The 20,746-nt window shown below is 41.5% G+C and carries 19 protein-coding genes and 3 tRNA genes; 16 read left to right on the top strand and 6 right to left on the bottom strand.

The features are described 5' to 3' along the window. Positions 1-40: 40 nt before the first annotated feature. Positions 41-796: a 3-oxoacyl-ACP reductase FabG gene (gene fabG, locus JC793_RS13540; RefSeq protein WP_218426422.1), complete on the bottom strand. Its 756-nt coding sequence runs from the start codon at positions 794-796 to the stop codon at positions 41-43. 1,330 nt (positions 797-2,126) lie between these two features. On the opposite strand from fabG, the gene tdcB reads away from it, so the two are divergent. The 9 genes from tdcB (at position 2,127) to JC793_RS13495 (ending at position 9,165) form a co-directional block, all read left to right on the top strand. Further along, entirely contained in the window at positions 2,127-3,113 is a 987-nt protein-coding gene (gene tdcB, locus JC793_RS13535; RefSeq protein WP_107678818.1) for a bifunctional threonine ammonia-lyase/L-serine ammonia-lyase TdcB, read from the top strand. A gap of 32 nt (positions 3,114-3,145) precedes the next feature. Further along, positions 3,146-4,474 (top strand): threonine/serine transporter TdcC, encoded by a 1,329-nt coding sequence (gene tdcC, locus JC793_RS13530; protein WP_166708215.1) that lies wholly within the window; start codon positions 3,146-3,148, stop codon positions 4,472-4,474. Positions 4,475-4,620: 146 nt separating this feature from the next. After that, positions 4,621-5,241, top strand: a complete 621-nt coding sequence (locus JC793_RS13525) for a nitroreductase family protein (RefSeq protein ID WP_166708214.1) — start codon at positions 4,621-4,623, stop codon at positions 5,239-5,241. Between the two features lie 207 nt (positions 5,242-5,448). After that, entirely contained in the window at positions 5,449-6,138 is a 690-nt protein-coding gene (locus JC793_RS13520) for a response regulator (protein WP_046894822.1), read from the top strand. 37 nt (positions 6,139-6,175) lie between these two features. Beyond that, positions 6,176-8,023, top strand: coding sequence for an excinuclease ABC subunit UvrC (gene uvrC, locus JC793_RS13515; RefSeq protein WP_218426421.1), 1,848 nt, complete (start codon positions 6,176-6,178; stop codon positions 8,021-8,023). Between the two features lie 207 nt (positions 8,024-8,230). Then, a complete protein-coding gene (pgsA, locus tag JC793_RS13510) occupies positions 8,231-8,779 on the top strand; it encodes a CDP-diacylglycerol--glycerol-3-phosphate 3-phosphatidyltransferase (protein ID WP_046894824.1) in 549 nt (182 codons plus the stop codon). A 142-nt stretch (positions 8,780-8,921) separates the two neighbouring features. Beyond that, positions 8,922-8,997, top strand: a tRNA-Gly gene (locus tag JC793_RS13505). Position 8,998: 1 nt separating this feature from the next. Continuing rightward, positions 8,999-9,072, top strand: a tRNA-Cys gene (locus JC793_RS13500). A gap of 6 nt (positions 9,073-9,078) precedes the next feature. Next, positions 9,079-9,165 (top strand) — tRNA-Leu (locus JC793_RS13495). 1,105 nt (positions 9,166-10,270) lie between these two features. Here JC793_RS13495 and JC793_RS13490 read toward each other — a convergent pair. Further along, positions 10,271-11,353: an acyltransferase family protein gene (locus JC793_RS13490; RefSeq protein WP_218426420.1), complete on the bottom strand. Its 1,083-nt coding sequence runs from the start codon at positions 11,351-11,353 to the stop codon at positions 10,271-10,273. Positions 11,354-11,604: 251 nt separating this feature from the next. Here JC793_RS13490 and JC793_RS13485 point away from each other — a divergent pair, with 251 nt between their 5' ends. Continuing rightward, positions 11,605-11,802: a hypothetical protein gene (locus JC793_RS13485; RefSeq protein WP_218426419.1), complete on the top strand. Its 198-nt coding sequence runs from the start codon at positions 11,605-11,607 to the stop codon at positions 11,800-11,802. Between the two features lie 299 nt (positions 11,803-12,101). On the opposite strand, the gene JC793_RS13480 is transcribed toward JC793_RS13485, so the two are convergent. Beyond that, a complete protein-coding gene (locus JC793_RS13480; protein ID WP_218426418.1) occupies positions 12,102-14,075 on the bottom strand; it encodes an acyltransferase family protein in 1,974 nt (657 codons plus the stop codon). Positions 14,076-14,293: 218 nt separating this feature from the next. Here JC793_RS13480 and JC793_RS19755 point away from each other — a divergent pair, with 218 nt between their 5' ends. Then, a complete protein-coding gene (locus JC793_RS19755) occupies positions 14,294-14,422 on the top strand; it encodes a hypothetical protein (RefSeq protein WP_282102737.1) in 129 nt (42 codons plus the stop codon). A 395-nt stretch (positions 14,423-14,817) separates the two neighbouring features. Here the strand turns inward: JC793_RS19755 and JC793_RS13475 are convergent, their stop codons facing one another. The 3 genes from JC793_RS13475 to JC793_RS19835 form a co-directional block, all read right to left on the bottom strand. Beyond that, positions 14,818-15,960 carry a glycosyltransferase gene (locus JC793_RS13475; protein ID WP_218426417.1) on the bottom strand — a complete coding sequence of 381 codons (1,143 nt, stop codon included), beginning with the start codon at positions 15,958-15,960 and terminating at the stop codon, positions 14,818-14,820. Positions 15,961-15,997: 37 nt separating this feature from the next. Then, the gene (locus JC793_RS19750) at positions 15,998-16,579 is read right to left on the bottom strand and encodes a serine acetyltransferase (RefSeq protein ID WP_282102736.1); all 582 of its coding nucleotides are present in this window, start codon (positions 16,577-16,579) and stop codon (positions 15,998-16,000) included. A 290-nt stretch (positions 16,580-16,869) separates the two neighbouring features. Beyond that, positions 16,870-17,220, bottom strand: a complete 351-nt coding sequence (locus JC793_RS19835; RefSeq protein WP_046894866.1) for a DUF6693 family protein — start codon at positions 17,218-17,220, stop codon at positions 16,870-16,872. Between the two features lie 473 nt (positions 17,221-17,693). Between JC793_RS19835 and JC793_RS13465 the strand changes: the two genes are divergently transcribed. From JC793_RS13465 to JC793_RS13445, 5 genes are all read left to right on the top strand, one after another. After that, positions 17,694-18,077: a hypothetical protein gene (locus JC793_RS13465; RefSeq protein WP_247716649.1), complete on the top strand. Its 384-nt coding sequence runs from the start codon at positions 17,694-17,696 to the stop codon at positions 18,075-18,077. Between the two features lie 187 nt (positions 18,078-18,264). Beyond that, a complete protein-coding gene (locus JC793_RS13460; protein WP_155402989.1) occupies positions 18,265-18,432 on the top strand; it encodes a hypothetical protein in 168 nt (55 codons plus the stop codon). Positions 18,433-18,579: 147 nt separating this feature from the next. Continuing rightward, complete coding sequence (gene copM, locus JC793_RS13455) at positions 18,580-18,948, top strand: CopM family metallochaperone (RefSeq protein WP_218426415.1); 369 nt, start codon at positions 18,580-18,582, stop codon at positions 18,946-18,948. A 251-nt stretch (positions 18,949-19,199) separates the two neighbouring features. Next, positions 19,200-19,931, top strand: a complete 732-nt coding sequence (locus tag JC793_RS13450; RefSeq protein WP_218426414.1) for a type I-F CRISPR-associated protein Csy1 — start codon at positions 19,200-19,202, stop codon at positions 19,929-19,931. Beyond that, positions 19,903-20,739 carry a type I-F CRISPR-associated protein Csy2 gene (locus tag JC793_RS13445; protein WP_247717258.1) on the top strand — a complete coding sequence of 279 codons (837 nt, stop codon included), beginning with the start codon at positions 19,903-19,905 and terminating at the stop codon, positions 20,737-20,739. Before JC793_RS13450 ends, JC793_RS13445 begins: the two co-directional genes overlap by 29 nt. The last annotated feature ends 7 nt before the right edge of the window (positions 20,740-20,746 follow it).

The raw sequence follows: 20,746 nt of genomic DNA, 5'->3' as shown, positions 1-20,746 counted from the left end.
AGAACAGCCTTATCAGAACAGCTTTATCGGCGCTGCTTTATCAGAGCAGCGCTTCCGGGGATTCCGGCAGGATCTGGCCGCCATCAATAATGATGGTCTGTCCGGTAATGTATTTCGCTTCATCAGAGGCAAGGAACGCCGCTGCATAACCGATATCTTCCGGTTCGCCGAGGGTGTGCGTCGGAATAGTGGCGCGCATCTGATTCAGATACGTTTCACCCTGTGCTTTGAGCCCTTCTGTCAGGATGTTCCCCGGTTGTACCGCATTAATGGTGATCCCCAGATGGGCATACTCCAGAGCGGCGCTGCGCATAAAGCCGAGTTGTGCTGCTTTGCTTGCACCGTAATGGCTCCAGCCCGGAAAGCCGGTGACGGGGCCGGTAATTGAAGATGTAATCACGATCCGGCCGTATTTTTGTTCCTCCATCACGCTCAGTGCCGCCTGAACCAGGAAAAACATCCCCTTCACATTCACTTTCTGCATGGTATCCCAGTCCTGCTCCGTCATGGATTTGATGGTGCACTGCGGGAAAATGCCGGTATTTGAGCAGAGAATATCAAGACGGCCATACTTTTCTCTGATCTCACTGACAACAGCACGGCACTGAGACTGAGAGGTCACATCCAGTGCAATGAAATCTGTACCCAGCTCAGCAGCCGTCGCCCGGCCGGTTTTTTCATCAATATCGGCAATAATGATGGTGGCGCCGCCTTTTTTCAGCGCGGTTACGATGCCGCGGCCAATCCCTTTGGCGCCGCCGGAAACCACTGCGATTTTACCTGTCAAGTCGAACATATACATTCTCCTGTTTACCGGGGTTAACACTTAAGTCGTAAATCATTACAGCATGGCTGTCCCGGAATGCAATGGCAAAGCCATCATGATTGATGAAGTATGAAGACTGTCACACAGGTTAGTGTCTGCCGCCTGAGTAGTGAGTTGTAACAGATAATTGTGTCAGCGGGGCAGAAAACCATTCTTATGACTGAATCGATTTTAGCAAAATAACATTTTCTTCCGTTTTAATGTCATCCGGCAATGGATTAACGATAGGCACTGGATGCTTTTACAGTGATATTAAAATCTATTTTTGTTTTACTCAGTAGGATAAAAATCCAATGGCTCGTTGATAGTTGCCTTATGTTGATATTGGATGCTATACCCACAGACGAAAACCGGCTATTTTTGACCGGGAAGAAATAAAAAGCCATAAACCGTATTATAAAAAAATATAAATATATCGTTTTTTGATTATTAAATAGGTTATAAATCAAATTATTTATTCACACTATTTAATTCCTGTTTAAAAATACCGGATAAATAAAATTGTCACAAATTTAATATATATTTAATTAACGGTCTGGCTGAAAAAAATACAGATCAGGGCTAAAAAAACAGCTGTTTAGCTGTTTCCTAAAGTGAACAATTTTTTGGGGTGGCAGGCAAAAAAACGTTACGATTTATGTCATGCAAATGTAACATCCAGGCTTTAAATGGTAATCATTAACATATAAACAAAAGATTTGGTGATTTTTTATCCGAATTTAACCCTCAGAAGAATCCGGTGATAATCCGTACAGATGGAAGAACATGTTACGTCTTACTGCAAATCCGGATTGTTATGGGTAAAAAATACACAAAGTCATTATAAACAATAAGATGTGTGTTTTTTAGTGATTTGTGTCACATTGTATTTTCAGGATTGTTAAAAAAATCAGGATATTTCGCTGTAAGATGGGACCTTGGTAAGATTAATTTTTGTCAAAATACAGGGGCTTTTTTACGCAGAGGGATCATTTATACGTCTTTTTACGCAGAGGTTTTCTCACAAAATAGTAACATAGATAACAAAAAACGGAAAACATGTCACGTTACATAACCAAGTGTTAATGTTGCTGCTTATTTTTAACAAATTAATAACATTAAGTCATTTTCATTTAACTTGAAATGAAATATAAAACATTAAAAAAGACAGAAAACCGGAAGAAATTTGGATTGGATCACACGTTGAGAAAGTTTTTCGGGAATATTTTAAAAATATGATTTGAAATACAGTTGTTTTTAAATTTATCGGTATAGTTAGACTCAATTTTAATATATATAAAAAGATAGGACGAGGTTTGTCATGATTACATACGATCTTCCGGTAACCATTAAAGATATCATTGATGCACAAAAAACCATCAGAGGACATGTCTATAAAACGGGAATGCCGAAGTCCAATTATTTAAGTGAGAAGTGCAACGGCACAATCCACTTAAAATTTGAGAACATGCAGCGCACAGGTTCATTCAAACTCCGTGGTGCATTTAACAAGTTAAGTTCGCTGACACCAGAAGAAAGAGCACAGGGTATCGTTGCCTGCTCAGCCGGTAACCATGCTCAGGGCGTTTCTTTATCTTGTGCGATGTTAGGTATCGACGGCAAAGTTGTTATGCCTACAGGTGCACCAAAATCCAAAATTGCAGCAACCTCAGATTACTCTGCGGAAGTTGTTCTGCACGGTAATAACTTCAACGACACGATTGCTAAAGCAAGAGAGATCATTGAGCAGGAAGGCCGTATCTTTATCCCGCCATACGATGATGAAAAAGTGATTGCAGGCCAGGGGACTATCGGTCTGGAAATCCTCGAAGATCTGTATGACGTCGATAACGTTATCGTTCCAATCGGTGGCGGCGGTCTGATTGCCGGTGTTGCTATTGCTCTGAAATCCATCAACCCGACTATTAATGTGATCGGTGTCCAATCTGAAAACGTTCATGGTATGGAAGCATCATACCGTGCTGGTAAAATCACGACCCATCGTGATGCCGGTACTGTGGCAGATGGTTGTGATGTTTCGACTCCGGGCAGTATCACGTATGACATCGTGAAAGAGCTGGTTACAGACATCATTCTGGTAACAGAAGAAGAAATCCGCGAAAGCATGATTGCGTTAATTCAGCGCAACAAAGTAGTGACCGAAGGTGCCGGTGCACTGGCGTCTGCTGCGATTCTGAGCGGAAAACTGAAAAAATATATCGAACACAAGAAGACAGTCAGCATCATTTCCGGCGGGAACATTGACCTGACTCGTATCTCTGAAATTATTGGTACCCACGAAAAATAATATTTGCATAGTCTTTTAAAAGGAAAAGCAACATGAGTACTGACAAAACCCAGATTCCGGCTGAGTACAAAAGCTGGCGTAAATCGGACACGACCTGGACACTCGGTCTGTTCGGTACTGCTATAGGTGCAGGGGTACTATTCTTCCCGATTCGTGCAGGTTACGGTGGTTTGATCCCGATTCTGATCATGCTGGTTCTGGCATATCCGATCGCGTTTTTATGTCACCGTGCATTAGCCCGCTTATGTCTGTCAGGCAGCAATCCGTCAGGCGATATCACAGAAACTGTTGAAGAACACTTTGGTAAAAGCGGTGGTGTTGTCATCACTTTCCTGTACTTCTTCGCAATCTGTCCGCTTCTGTGGATCTACGGCGTAACTATCACCAATACCTTTATGGCATTCTGGGAACAGCAGCTGGGTCTGATGCCGCTGAACCGTGGTGTGGTTTCTCTGGTTCTGCTGTTAGCCATGGCTGTCATCATTTACTTCGGTAAAGATCTGATGGTTCGTGTAATGAGCTACCTGGTATTCCCGTTCATTGCCAGCCTGGTGCTGTTATCCCTGGCTCTGATCCCTTACTGGAACACTGCCGTATTTGACAATGTGAACGCAGAAAGCTTTGAACTGTTCGGCCACAGCGGTATCCTGGTAACAGTATGGCTGGGTATTTCTATCATGGTGTTCTCTTTCAACTTCTCACCAATCGTTTCTTCTTTCGTGGTATCAAAACGTGAAGAGTACGAAGCGGCGTGCGGTAAAGATTTCACCGAGCAGAAAGTTAACAAAATCATCTCCCGTGCCGGTTTACTGATGGTGGGTGTGGTTATGTTCTTCGCATTCAGCTGCCTGTTCGCGCTGTCTCCGGCTAACATGGCTGAAGCAAAAGAGATGAACGTTCCTGTTCTGACTTACCTGGCTTACCACTTCAACAACGTGGGCGGCGCTAACGGTACTCTGGCGACTATCCTGGTCTGGGCTGCACCAATCATCGCACTGGTTGCAATCTTCAAATCATTCTTCGGTCACTACCTGGGTACTCTGGAAGGTATGAACGGTCTGTTACTGAAATTTGCTTTCGGTGGCGACAAAAACAAAGTCAGCGTTGGTAAACTGAACCTGATCTCCATGGTCTTCATCATGGGTTCTACCTGGTTCATCGCTTACATCAACCCGAACATCCTGGATCTGATTGAAGCAATGGGTGCACCAATCATCGCATCTCTGCTGTGCTTACTGCCAATGTATGCTGTTAACCGCGTACCGGCTCTGAGCAAATACAAAGGTCAGGCATCTAACTACTTCGTTACTATCATCGGTCTGCTGACCATCGGTAACATCGTATTCAAACTGATCGTGTAGTCTTACTGACAGTTAATAACTGAAAGCCCGCACTCACCGGAGTGCGGGTTTTTTTTGCTTAATCATCACGCACCGCTATCCGGAATCAAATTCATGCTAAGGTAAATAAATCATCCGGATAATAAATGGAATAAACAGGAGCCTATATGAATGTTATTGATGCAGTGCGCCAGCGCAGGGCAACCAAGAAGTTTGATCCTGATTTTGTGATCCCGCTTAATGAGAAAAAAGCGCTGTTGTCACTGGCGATGGAAAATGCCCCGAGTGCCTTTAACCTGCAGCACTGGCGTCCGCTGCTGGTGGAAGATCCGGCACAACGCCGCAATATCCGTAAAGTGGGGTGGGATCAGCCGCAGATGACGGATGCTTCCATGCTGGTGATTTTGTGTGGTGATGTCGCGGCCTGGAGTTCCCGTACCCGTGAAATATGGCATGATGCCGACCCGCTGGTGCGTGATTTTATGGTCGGTGCGGTTGATAACTACTACCGCGGTAAACCGGAAACCCAGCGTGATGAAATCATGCGCAGCGCCGGTATTTTTGCCCAGACGCTGATGCTGCTGGCAAAAGCACAGGGATATGACAGTTGCCCGATGGATGGATTTGATTTTAATGCGGTGGCTGAAGTTATCGATTTGCCGGAAAATTATGAAATCTGCCTGATGGTCGCTATTGGTAAATCTTCGGGCGAACCCTATCCGCGTATTGGTAAACTGCCTTTTGACCAGCTGGTCAGCATTGACCGTTTTCATCCTGATATGCCGTAATATATTCTGACTGCCACCACCCGGTGGCAGCTTTATTTATATTCCGCCGTTTCTGTTGAATCATCACTGATATCAATTTCCCGTCGCGAAATATATTTATAATTTTCAGTCTTTTACTGAAAGAATGTCATCTTTATTAAATAACGGTTTAACCGGGGCTTGTATAATTTACGGCAAACTTATTGAAAATTCAGAAAGGAGTTCTGTGTGATTTCAGTATTGGTGGCAAACGTGAATGAATTTTACCGTGCAGGGATTGGTGCCATTATTACGGCAACATCAGGTATGAAGATGGCGGGGGAAGTCAGAGACAGTAATAGCGCTGTGCGCTGGTGCCGTGATAATCATGCCGATGTGGCACTGCTAGATATCGGTTTTCCCATGATGAGCGGCCTCGATGCGGCAAAGAAAATTACCCGTTACACCTCAGAAACTAAAGTGATTATCCTCACCGATGAGCACAGCCTGATCTCACCTTATAAAGTCATGAACAGTGGTGCGGCCGGGTATCTGTATCAGAGCAGTGACCGGGAGGATTTACTGCATGCTATCCGGATTATCAGCAGGGGTCAGCGTTATGTTGCACCGGAAATCGCTCAGCAGACGATTCTTGACACCCGTCTTCATGCACATGACAGCAATCCGCTGGATAAACTGAGCCATCAGGAGCGTCAGGTGATGGTAATGATAGCGCAGGGCATCAAAGTCACACAAATTGCTGACAAAATGTGTCTCAGCAGCAAGACGGTGAACAGTTATAGATATAGAATATTTAATAAGCTGAATATTGATGGTGATATTAAACTCACCCATCTGGCACTGCGCTACGGACTGATCCATATTGACAGTGTGGTGCCATCCGTACCTGCTGAGAGCAGCAGGCGCGATAACCAATGACTGAATAAACGCCGAGAACAGAGAGTCTGCATCACGTATGGAAAAACCGGTTGTTACTGAATTCGATGCGAAAGCATTTTTAAAAACTGTGACCAGTCAGCCCGGTGTATACCGGATGTATGATGCTGAAGGCACTGTGATTTATGTCGGGAAAGCCAAAGATCTGAAAAAACGGCTTTCCAGCTATTTCCGCACGCAGGTTTCAGGTAAAAAAACCGAACAGCTGGTTAAAAATATTGCTCAGATAGATGTCACCGTAACGCATACGGAAACAGAGGCATTACTGCTTGAGCACACCTATATCAAAAAATATCAGCCGCGTTACAACGTGTTGTTGCGCGATGATAAATCCTATCCTTATATCTATCTGAGCAGCAATGACAAACACCCGCGGCTGGCTGTTCACCGCGGGGCCAAACACGCCAAAGGAGAATACTTCGGGCCGTTCCCGAATGCGTATGCTGTCCGCGAAACACTGGCGCTGATGCAGAAACTGTTCCCCGTCCGCCAGTGTGAGGACAGCGTCTACCGCAACCGCTCACGTCCGTGTCTGCAATATCAGATTGGCCGCTGTCTGGGGCCGTGTGTGAAGGGACTGGTGAGTGATGAGGATTACGACAGAGAAGTGAATCTGGTCCGCTTATTTCTGGAAGGCAAAGATCAGCAGGTACTGACAGAACTGGTGGAAAAAATGGAGCAGGCCAGTCAGTCGCTGCGTTTTGAGGATGCCGCACGCCTGCGGGATCAGATTCAGGCTGTCCGTGCGGTCACTGAAAAACAGTTTGTCACCGGTGCCGGTGATGACCTGGATGTTGTCGGCGTCTGTTTTGATCAGGGGCTGGCCTGTATCCATGTTCTGTTTATTCGTAACGGGCGGGTACAGGGAAGCCGCAGTTACTTCCCGAAAGTACCGGCCGGCACTGAGCAGGATGAAATTGTACAAACCTTTATCGGCCAGTTTTATTTGCAGGGCAGTGAAAACCGCTCATTACCGGATGATATCCTGCTGGATTTCCCGTTACCGGAAAAAGAGATTATGGAAGAAACCCTGTCTCAGTTTGCCGGGCGGCGGATACTTATCCAGCCGAAACCGCGCGGCGATCGTGCCCGTTATCTGAAGCTGGCACACACAAATGCCGTTACCGCATTAATGACAAAACGGGCGCAGCAATCCACGATTGCGACACGAATGAAAGCGCTGTCAGAACTGACCGGCATTGAAACCATCAACCGTATGGAATGTTTTGATATCAGTCATACCATGGGGGATCAGACCGTGGCCTCCTGTGTGGTATTCGACAGCAACGGACCGGTGAAATCGGAATACCGCCGTTACAACATCACCGGCATCACCCCCGGGGATGACTATGCAGCGATGGATCAGGTTCTGCTCCGTCGTTACGGCAAACATATCGGTAATGAGAAAATTCCGGATATTATTTTTATCGACGGCGGCAAAGGCCAGCTCGGTAAAGCGATTGACGCCTTTAACAGCCTTGAGGTGGACTGGGACAAAAACCAGCCGAAACTGATTGGGGTGGCGAAGGGCGCTGACCGTAAAGCGGGACTGGAAACGCTCTTTTTCACCGCCTCCGGGGAAGGTATGGCATTGCCGCCGGACTCACCGGCGCTGCATGTGATCCAGCATATCCGTGATGAATCCCATAACCATGCGATCACCGGTCACCGGCAGCGCAGGGCGAAAGTCAAAAATACCAGTGCACTGGAATCGATAGAAGGTATCGGGCCGAAACGGCGGCAGATGCTGCTTAAATACATGGGCGGATTACAACCGTTACGCAATGCCAGTATTGAGGAAATTGCCAAAGTACCGACGATTTCTTATGCACTGGCGGAAAAAATTTACCACGCGCTTAAGCATTAACGATTCGGCTTATATGTATGGTTGATGTGAGAATTTTTTCAATAACAGCGGTGAGTTATCTGTAACTGTGGTAATATGGTGGTATCCGGTAGGATTGCGCAGAACCTGAAAATTACGCAACGTGCCCCGGAATCAGCGGGGCGGTAATATATGCCGGCAGATGCGCAAGCGGCTTTTTCATCTGACTTATAAAATAATGGCTCCGTTATGCGATTAAATATCCCTACATGGCTGACTCTGTTTCGCGTTATCCTGATACCGTTCTTTGTCCTCGCCTTCTATTTGCCGTTCAGCTGGGCGCCTGTTGTCAGCGCCGCTATTTTTGTCCTTGCTGCGATGACAGACTGGTTTGATGGCTTCCTGGCCCGCCGTTTAAAGCAAACCACCCGTTTTGGCGCATTTCTGGATCCGGTAGCGGACAAAGTCATGGTTGCGACCGCTCTGGTACTGGTAACAGAGTACTATGCAGTCTGGTGGATAACACTGCCTGCTATCACAATGATTGCCCGCGAGATTATTATTTCATCACTGCGTGAATGGATGGCTGAACTGGGTAAACGTAACAGCGTCGCGGTCTCCTGGATGGGTAAAGTAAAAACCACGGCACAAATGGTGGCGCTGGTGGGGCTTATCTGGCGGCCGAATGAGCTGACGGAAATTGCTGCTTTCGTCCTTTTCTACATTGCAATGATTCTGACTTTCTGGTCTATGTTCCAATATTTACGCGCTGCATGGGCGGATTTGAGCGAAGCCTGATCGATGTGCTGTAAAAAACAGCGAACGATCATTTTTCATGAATTAAGCGGTTGACTCACAGCGTGAAATCAGTAGAATGCAACGCATCCGAACGACACAGCGGTTTACGAAAACAAATAAGTAAATCAGTAAGTTCAGAGATGCGGGAATAGCTCAGTTGGTAGAGCACGACCTTGCCAAGGTCGGGGTCGCGAGTTCGAGTCTCGTTTCCCGCTCCAAGGCGCGTTGGCAGAGTGGCCATGCAGCGGATTGCAAATCCGTGTACCTCGGTTCGACTCCGGGACGCGCCTCCATATTCAGCCCAGATGGTGAAATCGGTAGACACAAGGGATTTAAAATCCCTCGGCCGCAAGGCTGTGCGGGTTCAAGTCCCGCTCTGGGCACCATATAAGAATTCATTGATTTATCAGTGAGTTAGAGTTAAAAAAAGCCACCCTTGCGGTGGCTTTTTTCTTTGCTTTTCCGTGTATCAAAATCAAAAGTGGCAGCGCTGGTAGTCAATATCACCGGCGAGGATATTGTCAGCTCGTTGCCATAGCCGCAGTACCTGTGCCGGCCATTTTGTTTCTGACATCCATCGTCTTCTGATAGCTGTCCCATGCGCTTTTCCTGCTCGATGTTGTGGCGCAGGTGCTGTTCCTGCCGTTGCAGTTGCTGGGTGGATAGCTGTAGTTGTTCAAACCTATTTTTCAATTGACTGGCTTCATGTTATGCACGTTTAAGCGCTTCAACCTGTTGTCGTGTCTGGTTGCCGGAGGGGCTCATTTCGCGAGTGAGGGCAACTGTGAGTTGTTGCTTTGCGTCCATTTGTCCGGCCCGCTGTGGATTGGCCGGATATCGTGATTGTGCTCAATAACGCGTACACCGTGGTGATATTTTTGTGATACAGAAATTCCCTTTATTGAGATTTTCTATGATGTCACTGATGTCACTGATGTGGCATTGTGTCGTGTCGCCGGTGTTGCAGAAGGCGGGAATACAACAATTAATTCTGACATTGCGGGCATAGAAAAGACTCCCTAAGGAGTCTCTCTTCAATAAATGAACCAGATAGGCCTGGTGACAACCTGCCCGGCTTTTTTCTTCGCCAGCAGGAAACGCTGAAGCATTGCATTTTTTTGCACTTTGATAGCGGTATAGTTAATCCCAGTGTTTGTCTTAGTTGTCTGTTCGTATAACATAACAAGCCATTTCTATATGTGCATCCGGATATCTTCAGTTTCAGCTATACGGAGAATGATGCCAACAAAGGTAAAGTGCCTCTGACGCGGTAAGATCTGGTGCTTAGTCGCGACACCTGAATCCACAGCATACTGCAATTTTATTTTTTGCTTCTGAAAGTAAATGTTGTTTTTCCCATTCGGATTTTACATGGTGGCTATGTGTTAAAACGGCATCGATGTGACCTCTTTCCTTCTTCATTACGGGATATCAATATGCAGTTATTAAGATTCGCATATAGCAAACCAAATTATTGGTTTGCTATACTTATTATCGTTTAAATGCTTTAGATATGCTTATGGATAATTTGTCAATATAAAAAAACAACATTGATATCAATAGTGTTAAGACTATCGATAATACTATCGATATTGCCGTGTTATTTATACCTGCCAGTATTAATGTATTTGATACTATATATATAGCACTCCAATGTACTAAATAAATTGGGAATGATAGTTTTCCTAATTTTTGCAATATTTTTGCTGATAATACTTTTTTTATACCTGGACTTGAGACTACAACGTAAACAAATATGACACCGGCGATAGCATTTAACAGTGTGTATGTGTATTTACCAAAAAATAAGGTAAATATATAATAACTTGACGAGTCTGAGTGAATGCCAGAAAAATATATGCCGATAAAAATTAATGGTAAATTAATTTTGTTTGGGAGGTTTTTTATATTTTTAAATATTAACATGCCAATAAGAAAGCAAAATATTCCACAAAATATATTAAAGCTTATTATTGAGCATAAAGCGGAGAATATACTCATTGAAATAATAGGTTTTTTTGTTCTGTATGAGATATACAAAAATATGGAACTATAAAACTCAATAGCCATAGTCCATAAAACAGGGTTATATTCTATTGAACCTCGAAGGTAAAATACAGAACGTACTGCACCATAATAAATTGCATTAAGTATACCCGGATTATCTACAGAGAGTGATTTATTAATTAAATTATCATCAATGCTTATATTGTATATACGAATGATAGATATCATGAAGTAAGCTATTATACATGATGCAGCTGCAGGTATTGCTAATCTGACATACCTCGATATTATTAACTTTCCAGTACTAGTTGAATACTTTGAAGCTCCTATACTTAGCACTATTCCGCTCATTACAAAGAAGATATATACAGCTGTAGAGCCAGAATAAAAAAAACCAAAGGGGCTATTATGGAGCCATGATTGTATAACGTAGTCTTCTGGTATTTTAGATTCTCCAAAATTATGCAGATAAGGAAAATAAAGTAGTGTTATATGTGAAATAACAACAACAATACTGGCTATTCCCCTTAGCGAATCAAGATATGCAAGTTTCACCGATGAACCCATAAAAACATTCTCATTCTATAATTAAAAAGCAATTGTATTTTCACAATATTATACCATGATCATCTGTATGCTGTTGATACTACAAACGGATATAATTTAACTTCTTGGTGAGTGTTATAGTTAACTTATTGATATATAGTCTAAATCTATTCCCTTGATTTTTTGTGTAAAATGGTGTTAACCTATTGATATCAATATAATAATAAATAAATTTAAAATCCTCTTTGCAACACAAAGGGGATCGCATCGTTATGCCTGATGAAGTACAGGCTGATGATTCACTGTCTTATATTCAGGGCTATCACTACGATTATGAGCATGACCAGGCGACCGATCAGGCGGCCAAAGATATCGAACACAGGAAGATGAATAGTATATTTTATGATATTGCCGGTGTAGTAAGAGAAATACAGCTTTCCAGTATGCCGGTAGCATACAGGCGGAACTGAAAGCGGATATGACCAACGGTGATATCTGTGCCTATGCCCAAGGTGAAAGCGATAAGAAATTTCAGTTACCGGCTAATTATCTGCCCGCCGGTTGCAGCTATTCAAAAGCACAATCTGACAACCGTACATTTATCTGCTCACGATCATAATTTTGAGGGTTTGCATCAAGCTTTGATTACGGGATACTTACAGTGGCTCTTCGGTGTCTGTAGTAAAAACTTATATTATGCGGATGGATGGGGCGGGTAAGCTGATAAGATAAAGCAATGAAGGGCATAACCCTTCATTGCTGGTTTGAATTACTTAAATGGATTTTGGTATTTATCTAAATACCATTTTCCAAAAATAACTGATGCATAGTCGGTTAAATGTCCGACATCACGGTAAACAGGAATACCGTCAATATCTGTCAGACAGGATCCGTTATCACATTGAGTATCTTTAGGGTCAATCACTACCAGTGAAGGGTACTCTTTTTTAAGTGTCACAAATAGCTGACTGAACCATTCTTGTTCATCGCCGTTAAATGTGCCGGAATTACAATTGTTATTCCGGTAATCACGACGCAATTTTACATTCTGGTAAAAACAAGTCATAAAATTCTGTGGCATTGGGTTGATGGCTTTGAAAATAACCGGTTTTGCACCAGATTCTGTAATGATATTCAGCGCCTCCCGTAGTGCTTTTTCTGTACGTGATCTGGATTCTTTTACAGTTCTTGTATCACCTATCTGATTAATTACATTATCGCCGGCATAGTTAGCCCAGACCTCAGCAATAATGACATAATCATAATTCCCTGCTTTCACTTCATCATAATATTTTTGGGTATCATCATAGCAGCGTTGGTACACAGTATTTTTATAATTCCACCAGTCGTAAAGGTAGACGCCCGGTAGCGTCAGACAGGATGACGTTGCTTGTGCTTTTACATCCATATTGGCATCTTTTCCGACGACATCCATAAATCCCCAAAAATGATTGGAGTGTGAGTCACCAAATAAAAATGCTTTTTTATCCGCGTTTTTCTTTCCTGTATGGCAGACACCATCGGCTACTACACTATCATTACTAAGACATAATGAACGATTTTCATACTGATGATCTTTCAGTGCTTTTTCCATTTTCAGATACTCAGTTCCGAGTCTGAAACTGAATCCGGTGTTTTTTTCAGTAACTTTACTGAACACTAATGAAGTGATCACAGGAATAACGAATAAAATCAAAACGGTATACTTGAAGTTTAGTTTGGATTTTCTGAATTTATTTTCAATGTAACTATAGGAAATATAAGATAAAATTAGTGTAATTAGTATGGCTGATAATTTTTCGGTATCAGTTTCGAAATAACCGATATAACGTGCTGCAGCAAAAACAGGCCAATGCCATAAATAAAGGGAGTATGATATGGTACCAATAAAAACAATCATATTTATTGAAAGTACTTTATTTATGATGGTTTTGTTTTTTCCGGTGTAGATAATGATTGCCGCACAGATACAAACGCCTATAGTATAAAGGTTAGGATACCCGGGCAATACGGAATCACTGATTGCTATAAATAATAATATAAAAAAAGAAAATATAGATAGTATATTATCTGTTGTTTTTCTTCGTTTTTTTGTTTGAGGTATATAAGAAATAATCACCCCAATCATAAACTCAAAGATCCGGGTTGAGAATAAGTAGTAGCTTTTGGTTGGGTAATTACTTGATAAATATAATGATAAAGCCATGGTTAATAAAGAAATTAATAAAACAATACCTGCTTTGTTAAAATGATAACGATGACATAATCTATGTAACAAGAATAACGCTGGCGGCATAAAGAGATACCATTGCCATTCAATCGCCAGTGACCAGGTATGCAAAAGCGGAAGATATACAGAACCCTGTGCGGCATAACTTGTCGTTACACGGGAAAAATACTGATTAGATAAGAATAATGAGGTGTATTTCTCACTATTCATAGCATCAATATAATCATCGGGTAAATAAAGTATTGATGTTATCACCAAAACAAACAGCATTACCAATAGCAGTGCAGGCTGTAACCGCCAGAGACGGCGCCTGTAAAAATCAGAAAATGAAAAGCTATTATCAATAAGTTGCTGTCTTATTATTGATGAAATTAAAAATCCGGATATGACAAAAAATATATCAACACCAATAAACCCGGATGGAATTAAATTATCATAGCTATGGAATATCACAACGAAGAGAACAGCAATTGCTCTTAATCCATCGATATCTGATCTGTATTTAATTGACATAATAGTTAAGCTGTTATTCATATTAATTAATAAAAGTATACCACAGACATACTTTTACCTCTATAAACATCAACAGCTCTACATGGCCGGGAACAGCGATATTCTTCATAATAAAGGTAACTATATGCTGTGGGAGGATGTGCTCTCGCCACAGATCCGGAAAATAAACCGGACAAAAACGCAGTGGCCCAGACAACCGGGACATCAACAACAACACCATGAGCCAGAAAGCGATTACTGAGGCATTACAAAAAGCTGTTAATATCGACATTATTTACCCGGTAGGTGTGGTGATCTGGTTTGCACAAAGCAAGAACCCGGACAGCCTGTTTCCGGGCTCCAAGTGATCGTCTATCGGTGAAAATAAAACTATCCGGTTGGTGAACAGCAGCGGAAATGACAATATTACGCTGACAACTGCGCATTTGCCTGCACACAGTTATGGTTTTTCAGGATTTACATCAAGCTTTGATTACGGGACTAAGACAATAAGCCATGGAGGGAGTTCCTGCTGGTGAAGGCGGACCGGCGGCGTGTACGTCGGGTACTAATTCAGCTGAAGGGCATAGCTACACTGTTGCGACAGGTGCTCATAGCCATAATTTTCCTGAACGACAGAAAATATGGTGAATAGTTTATCAGTATTAGTTGTTAATGCTAATGTAATCGGGGCGGTATCGTATAGGGTAATTCTGATGGGTAATTATAGCGGTATATGTGCATACCGCTATAATTTCGTGACTTATTTTCTTATAGCAGATTCAAATTCTTTAATGAACAGGTCATAATTCATGGTTTCTTTAGACCACTCCAGCGCACTTTTGCTAAATTGTTCATAATCTTCAATGATATTCATAATTGCTGATGTACATTTTTGAGGATCAATTAATTTAGGCGGTACAAGACAATCGTTAACAGGATCATAGACATCATGAGGAAAGTTAATATTTATCCCTGTTTCTTTGTAGTATTCTTCTGCTGAAATATCCGGGACGATACCAATACCACATATTTTATCTCTTACTGCTTCTGGTTGTCCATTCAATAAAGGGAATATGACTGGTACACCATTTGACATAGCTTCAATACATGATAAGCCGAAGGCCTCAGCAACGGGTGTACTGATATATATATCAATAGAGGAGTAAAATTTTTTCATATCATCCTGATAGCCAATGAATTTAATTTTTTCCTCTAACCCTAATTTAATAACTAACTTTATTAGGTCATCCTTTTGTTCACCATCTCCGGCTATAATTAACCTTGCATCTGTTCCCTGATCTGCAAGAGATTTAATACACAGAATTGCAATTCCAATACCCTTAAGGCCAACCAGCCGGGAGGCGACTCCCAAAGTAATAGGTTTTTCATTGTTAATCATTTTAGATGATAGCAATGGTTTTATTGGCAACCGGTTTATTACCGTATTTATCGGGCATGACAGATTAAATCTTAATTCCATGACTCTTTTTGATGCGTCAGAAACAGCAATGGCACAATCTAACTTTTTAAAAAAAGATATGGTTTTTTCATTGGCTTCATACTGCCAGGAGCAACCATGGTCATAGTAAACTAAAGTTGTATTTTGGGGCTTGTATGGTAATCGTGGTATAAAATCCCAAATGATAGTTATATCAGCCTTACTTTTCTTTATTTTTTGGACTAATGCAATTTTTCTTAAAAATGTTGGGTATTTTATTTTTGTATTACCGATAAAGTTTGAGAATTTAATTCTTAATGATGATACTTCATCTTTTATGTTTTTATTTATACTGTTGCTGGTGCATAATATTTCATTATCAAAAGAGCTGTTTTTTAAATATTCCAGAAAGAGACGTTCGGCACCACCAAATCCTTGTAAATTAATCAAATGTAATAATTTCATTCTATCTTTTCCTGTAATATTGTAAACTACATTAATTCTACATTAAATTTAATGAAAGAGCATTGTTCTTTTTGTTTTTTACTATCATTGCGGGAACACCAACAGCAGTTACATTATCAGGGATATCATGCACAACAACAGAGCCAGCTCCAATTTTAACATTATTTCCAATAGATACATTTTCAATAATACAAGTATGTGGTGCAATATAAACATTGTTTCCAATATTTGCTGCTTTCCCTTTATTTGACCCTATCGTTATTTGATGGCTTATATTAACGTTTTCACCAATGATTGCTGTCGGATTAATACATATACCGCCAACGGTTATATGTCCAATGTATAAGCCGCCACCAATAGATGTCTCAACAGGAAGGAATATGTTAAACTTTCTGCATTTTTTCCTATAAAAGAATCGTGATAGCTTCCGGATTGCTTTATTTCTGTGATTACTCAATCTGAACCAGAATAAAAAATTAAATGACTCATTTTTTCTGAATGTTCTATAAAACGAATAAAATGTTAGTTTATTGCAGTATCTGGCAAAATCAGCAAACACTAATTTTTTTGTATCGTCATTATTGTACATATTCATGTTCATGGCCTTAATATCTTTCACAATATCATATCACATTTTTCGGTAGCCTATTGATATTCAAGCATAGAATAACACAATCTTATTGTACAATCATGATACAATTGCTTGAAATGATTCACGTAAGCAATGAATTTAAAAATTCCCCCTCCGGCAACGCTGTGCTGGTTCTGGCGGGGAGTCGTTTTCTGATGCCATTTCCCAATGATCTCCCCAGTTTCTGTGACTATCCGCTGATGCAGATCTTTTCTGTGCATATGTTTGCGGAACAAAACCAGATAACCATAAAGGCTATCCGGTTTTTACTGAGAAAATCAAAGTTCAGTAAATGTTGTTTTATCCAGGCAGTGTGCATAAACTTTGTATAAAAATACAAAATATAAAATCCCGAATGTGATTATCGACAGAATTGTCCACAGTATGATGTAACCGATCATTCCAGAAAGACTTATCTCACATTTGAGGCGGCAAATTCTGGTGTTATCACGTTTATCGACAACCTCAGTATTGTTCAGGATAAATTTTATGAGGTAATACGGAAACACCATCATGGCGAGCCCAAACGTAACAATGGACAGTAAAAGCCATATAATGAGATGGCCCAGTATATCTGTTGTGCCGGCCGTACACCGTAATTTTGCGTTTCGGAGATCGGGAGAAACCATTATTTATCTGCCTCTGTGGATTGAAATTAGTACCTGCAGCATGTCTTTGCAGGTTAATGTCAGCGGTGGCGCTGTCTTCTGAATTAATAATTCCTGATAATTATACCGCCTGATAACGCTCCGTAAAGGCCAAATAATTTTGCGGTGAAGAGGGGCTATCACCACACCTCAGGCTATCAGTGGATAAACGTATTAAACGATTATAGCCCGAAAATGATAATCTGAGCCGGGAACCGTACTATTATTGCGGGTAAAAATACGGTTATCTGCTGATAAATACTCAGCAGAAATGAAAATAATGAAATAAACAAATAAAATTGAAAATGTAATGTATATCGTTTCAGTTAGTTATAAACAGGCAAGTAATATATAATATAAAAATGGTATTTATTTTAAAAAACAGAATGACAATACAAAGTCAGAGGTATCTGATGGATAACATATCACCGAATAATGTTCAGATCCTGGAGTTCGTGGAACGCCTGAAAACAGTAACAGGTCCTGAATTTTTTCATTATCTGAATGATAAAAAAGTCAAAACCACGTGTCTTATGTGCGGGCATAATGGCAGACAAATTATCGATGAAACACACTATACGACAGCACAGGACAAACTGGATAGCAAACCACCACAGACATTTGTCACTTTCTATTATCATACTCCGGGTATCCCGGCTGACAGTATAAATCATTACTATTATCGTCTTATTTGTGATAACTGTGGTTTTGTCTCCCAGCATAGTGCCAGATATGTCATAAACTGGCTGGATAAAAAAGAGCGTCGGGAACAGCAATTAACTGATAGTAAATGGAAAAATTCACCGGAAACTGTTATTGAAGAGCTGAACGAAGAATAACTGCAGCATAATGATACCGGGAGAGAATGCCCGGTTTTCTTTTTGTGTTTTCCGCTCGGTTCTTTTTACTGCCATCTTCTTGTTCTGACATCAGAATGTTGTGATTTTTAAGAACTTTACTTTACCTTAAGAGCAAGGTTCAATGTCATACGCAGAATTACCTGCAGGAAAGGTAAACGGAGGGTGTATGGAAGATGGTTTAATGGTTATTGCAGGACTGGCACTTGTAGCTGCGGTTGCGGGTCTGATCAAGCCTTCTCTTGTGGGAATGAAAAGCCGTACAGGTGCATTATTGGGATATTTGATTATTTTTGTTATCTTTTTAGTTCCTGCATTAATATTGATGCCTGATTAATGAAATATTATCTGAATTGTTCAGAGATTGTGGAGAGAACTTTATTAAATGTAAATATGGTAAAGTTATTTTCATCGCATTGACCTTTCCCTTAGGGCAACCTTTATGATTAATTCCGTCAACCAAATATTAAATAAGGAATGAATCATGAAAAAAACACTTATCCTCACTGCATTGTTATCCGGTGTAATTACCTTTGGTGCTGCAGCGAATCCGGTATTATTAAGCGGTGACATGCATGCCGTTACCACGCCGGTACAGAAAGAGCTGGGTGATTCGATGATGCGTATGCATGATGATATGGCAAAAACATTATCCGAGCAAAATGCGGATATTGCCTTTGCGGAAGGGATGATTGCACATCATAAAGGCGCAGTTGAAATGGCAAAGATTGAACTGAAGTACGGTTCAGACCCGGAAATGCGAAAATTAGCTCAGGATATCATTGCCGCTCAGGATCCGGAAATAAAGCAGATGCAAAATTGGCTTAAGGATAATAAGCCAGCTAAAAAATAAAAATTCAATAATAATTACGGCATCTCTTTTTCAGATATGCCGTTTTTTGTGTTTTTAGTGATGGATTTATTTATTAATCTCCATCCGGATCGCAAAAATAAATTTATCACGTCAAAATTTATATTTTGCTTGTAGACAAAATTCTTTCTGAGACATATTAAATATCCTGTGAATTGATGATGTACGACTCAATCTCTGATGAAGATTTCAGTATTATTATCAACCTGATTATTTTAAGAAAAGGATATTCTATGCCTGACCCGGAAATTATTGCTTTTTTTACAAAATACCCGGCTTTAAAAGAATCCCCCGGGTTTTCCCGCCGGCACTGGTTATCTGATGCGGCGAAACGTGCAAAACAGCTGTCACTGACCACACATCCTCTGGCGTTCTCGCATCCCGGTGCCCGTAAACATCGTCACAAAAAAGTAAGTTCAGTGCTGGCAGGTACCGGTGTAAAAAAGAAAAATGATGGCTTCCTGCGATCCGGTAATACGGAAGTTTCGCCGGATGCAGAAGGTAATGCGGCGGTACTGAAAATATACACGTTTCTGATGCTGAGGATGCAGGATGGAAAGACGTTACTGACTCATCTGTGTGAAGAAAGTGAACTGGCAATAAAAATCCTGGGTAAAGAAGATTATCTGACATTACGCACTGGTTTTTTACAGATATTATCAGCAACAAAAACAACAGTAACCAGCCCGAAAATAAAGCAGGTGTTTTTTCCTGTACCGGATGACGGGAACACAACGGATTATCATTTGTTGTCGGTTCTGACACCGTCGGGGTTATTATTTGAACTGCGCCGCCGGCTTGAAATATCCGGTGTGTTTCCCCGCGATCTTGTTGTTATTCGTATCGGCGGCAGTAAACCACAAAATATTTCTGCACTTACTATACGCAATCAAGGAAAAGCCTTTTTGTTGTTGTCGATCCCGCCGGGAACGGTCTGTGCCGGAGATCCTTATCGTGTTCATTAATTATCTTCTGCTGAAAAATATAATGATTCAGAATGCGAATGCCTTATCCGGTGCACTGATTGCCGGTTTTCCGGCAGTCACTGCCTGGCTGGGATTTGTTCATGCACTTGAGCGAAAAGTGAGAGAAAAGGGATTTCCGTCAGTCAGGTTTAATGGCGCCGGTATTATCAGTCACGATTGTCATTTACGGTTGTATGCAGGATCAGGTGAATTGGCGTATTCCGTGCTTAATAACCGGAAGCCGCCTGATAAAAAAGGCAGAAATTCATCATTGATTGAGGAAGTATATTGTCATCTTAATGTTTCATTGTTTATCCGTGGTGAAAATACAGAAGAGAAAAATAAGGAATTTATCCGGGTTGTATCAGAGGCTATAAGAATACTGAAAATTGCAGGAGGTGATATCACGGATGCAGGTATTCCGGAGACAGGTATTATTCCGGACAATAAACAAGGATGGTGTGAATTACGACAACGCATAGCTCCCGGATATGCATTACTGGAACGACGGGATGTCATGATCAGGGCAATGAACAGCGGAATGGATGCAATGGCAGCATTACTGAAATATATCACGGTTCCCGGTAGGGGGCTGATTCCGGTGGTAACCGGCTATCAGGGGCTTTCTCCGCCGGGGACGGCGGAAAATGCCAGGGATGAAGGCATACCGCATCGCTTTGCGGAGAGTGTTATCACATTAGGTGAGTTCCGGCGGACAGATAAATTACGGAATCCTTCAGCTATGTTGTGGTGTTATCACTATTTACCTGATGACAATCTTTATCTGTGTCAGCAGAAAAATCATTAACGGAAAA

The organism is Morganella morganii (assembly GCF_019242955.1).
Taxonomy (GTDB): Bacteria; Pseudomonadota; Gammaproteobacteria; order Enterobacterales; family Enterobacteriaceae; genus Morganella; species Morganella sibonii.
The sequence above is the reverse complement of the archived record's forward strand: the minus strand, read 5'-3'. Positions and strand labels throughout refer to the sequence as shown.

What these genes read in the sequence shown, in the direction of transcription:
- pgsA (WP_046894824.1), top strand. Translation starts at nt 8,231, where the DNA reads ATGCGATTAAATATCCCTACATGGCTGACTCTGTTTCGCGTTATCCTG.
- JC793_RS13485 (WP_218426419.1), top strand. Translation starts at nt 11,605, where the DNA reads ATGCCTGATGAAGTACAGGCTGATGATTCACTGTCTTATATTCAGGGC.
- JC793_RS13525 (WP_166708214.1), top strand. Translation starts at nt 4,621, where the DNA reads ATGAATGTTATTGATGCAGTGCGCCAGCGCAGGGCAACCAAGAAGTTT.
- JC793_RS13460 (WP_155402989.1), top strand. Translation starts at nt 18,265, where the DNA reads ATGGAAGATGGTTTAATGGTTATTGCAGGACTGGCACTTGTAGCTGCG.
- tdcB (WP_107678818.1), top strand. Translation starts at nt 2,127, where the DNA reads ATGATTACATACGATCTTCCGGTAACCATTAAAGATATCATTGATGCA.
- JC793_RS19835 (WP_046894866.1), bottom strand. Translation starts at nt 17,220, where the DNA reads ATGGTTTCTCCCGATCTCCGAAACGCAAAATTACGGTGTACGGCCGGC.
- uvrC (WP_218426421.1), top strand. Translation starts at nt 6,176, where the DNA reads ATGGAAAAACCGGTTGTTACTGAATTCGATGCGAAAGCATTTTTAAAA.
- JC793_RS13480 (WP_218426418.1), bottom strand. Translation starts at nt 14,075, where the DNA reads ATGTCAATTAAATACAGATCAGATATCGATGGATTAAGAGCAATTGCT.
- copM (WP_218426415.1), top strand. Translation starts at nt 18,580, where the DNA reads ATGAAAAAAACACTTATCCTCACTGCATTGTTATCCGGTGTAATTACC.
- JC793_RS13490 (WP_218426420.1), bottom strand. Translation starts at nt 11,353, where the DNA reads ATGGGTTCATCGGTGAAACTTGCATATCTTGATTCGCTAAGGGGAATA.
- JC793_RS13475 (WP_218426417.1), bottom strand. Translation starts at nt 15,960, where the DNA reads ATGAAATTATTACATTTGATTAATTTACAAGGATTTGGTGGTGCCGAA.
- tdcC (WP_166708215.1), top strand. Translation starts at nt 3,146, where the DNA reads ATGAGTACTGACAAAACCCAGATTCCGGCTGAGTACAAAAGCTGGCGT.
- JC793_RS13450 (WP_218426414.1), top strand. Translation starts at nt 19,200, where the DNA reads ATGCCTGACCCGGAAATTATTGCTTTTTTTACAAAATACCCGGCTTTA.
- JC793_RS19755 (WP_282102737.1), top strand. Translation starts at nt 14,294, where the DNA reads ATGAGCCAGAAAGCGATTACTGAGGCATTACAAAAAGCTGTTAATATC.
- fabG (WP_218426422.1), bottom strand. Translation starts at nt 796, where the DNA reads ATGTTCGACTTGACAGGTAAAATCGCAGTGGTTTCCGGCGGCGCCAAA.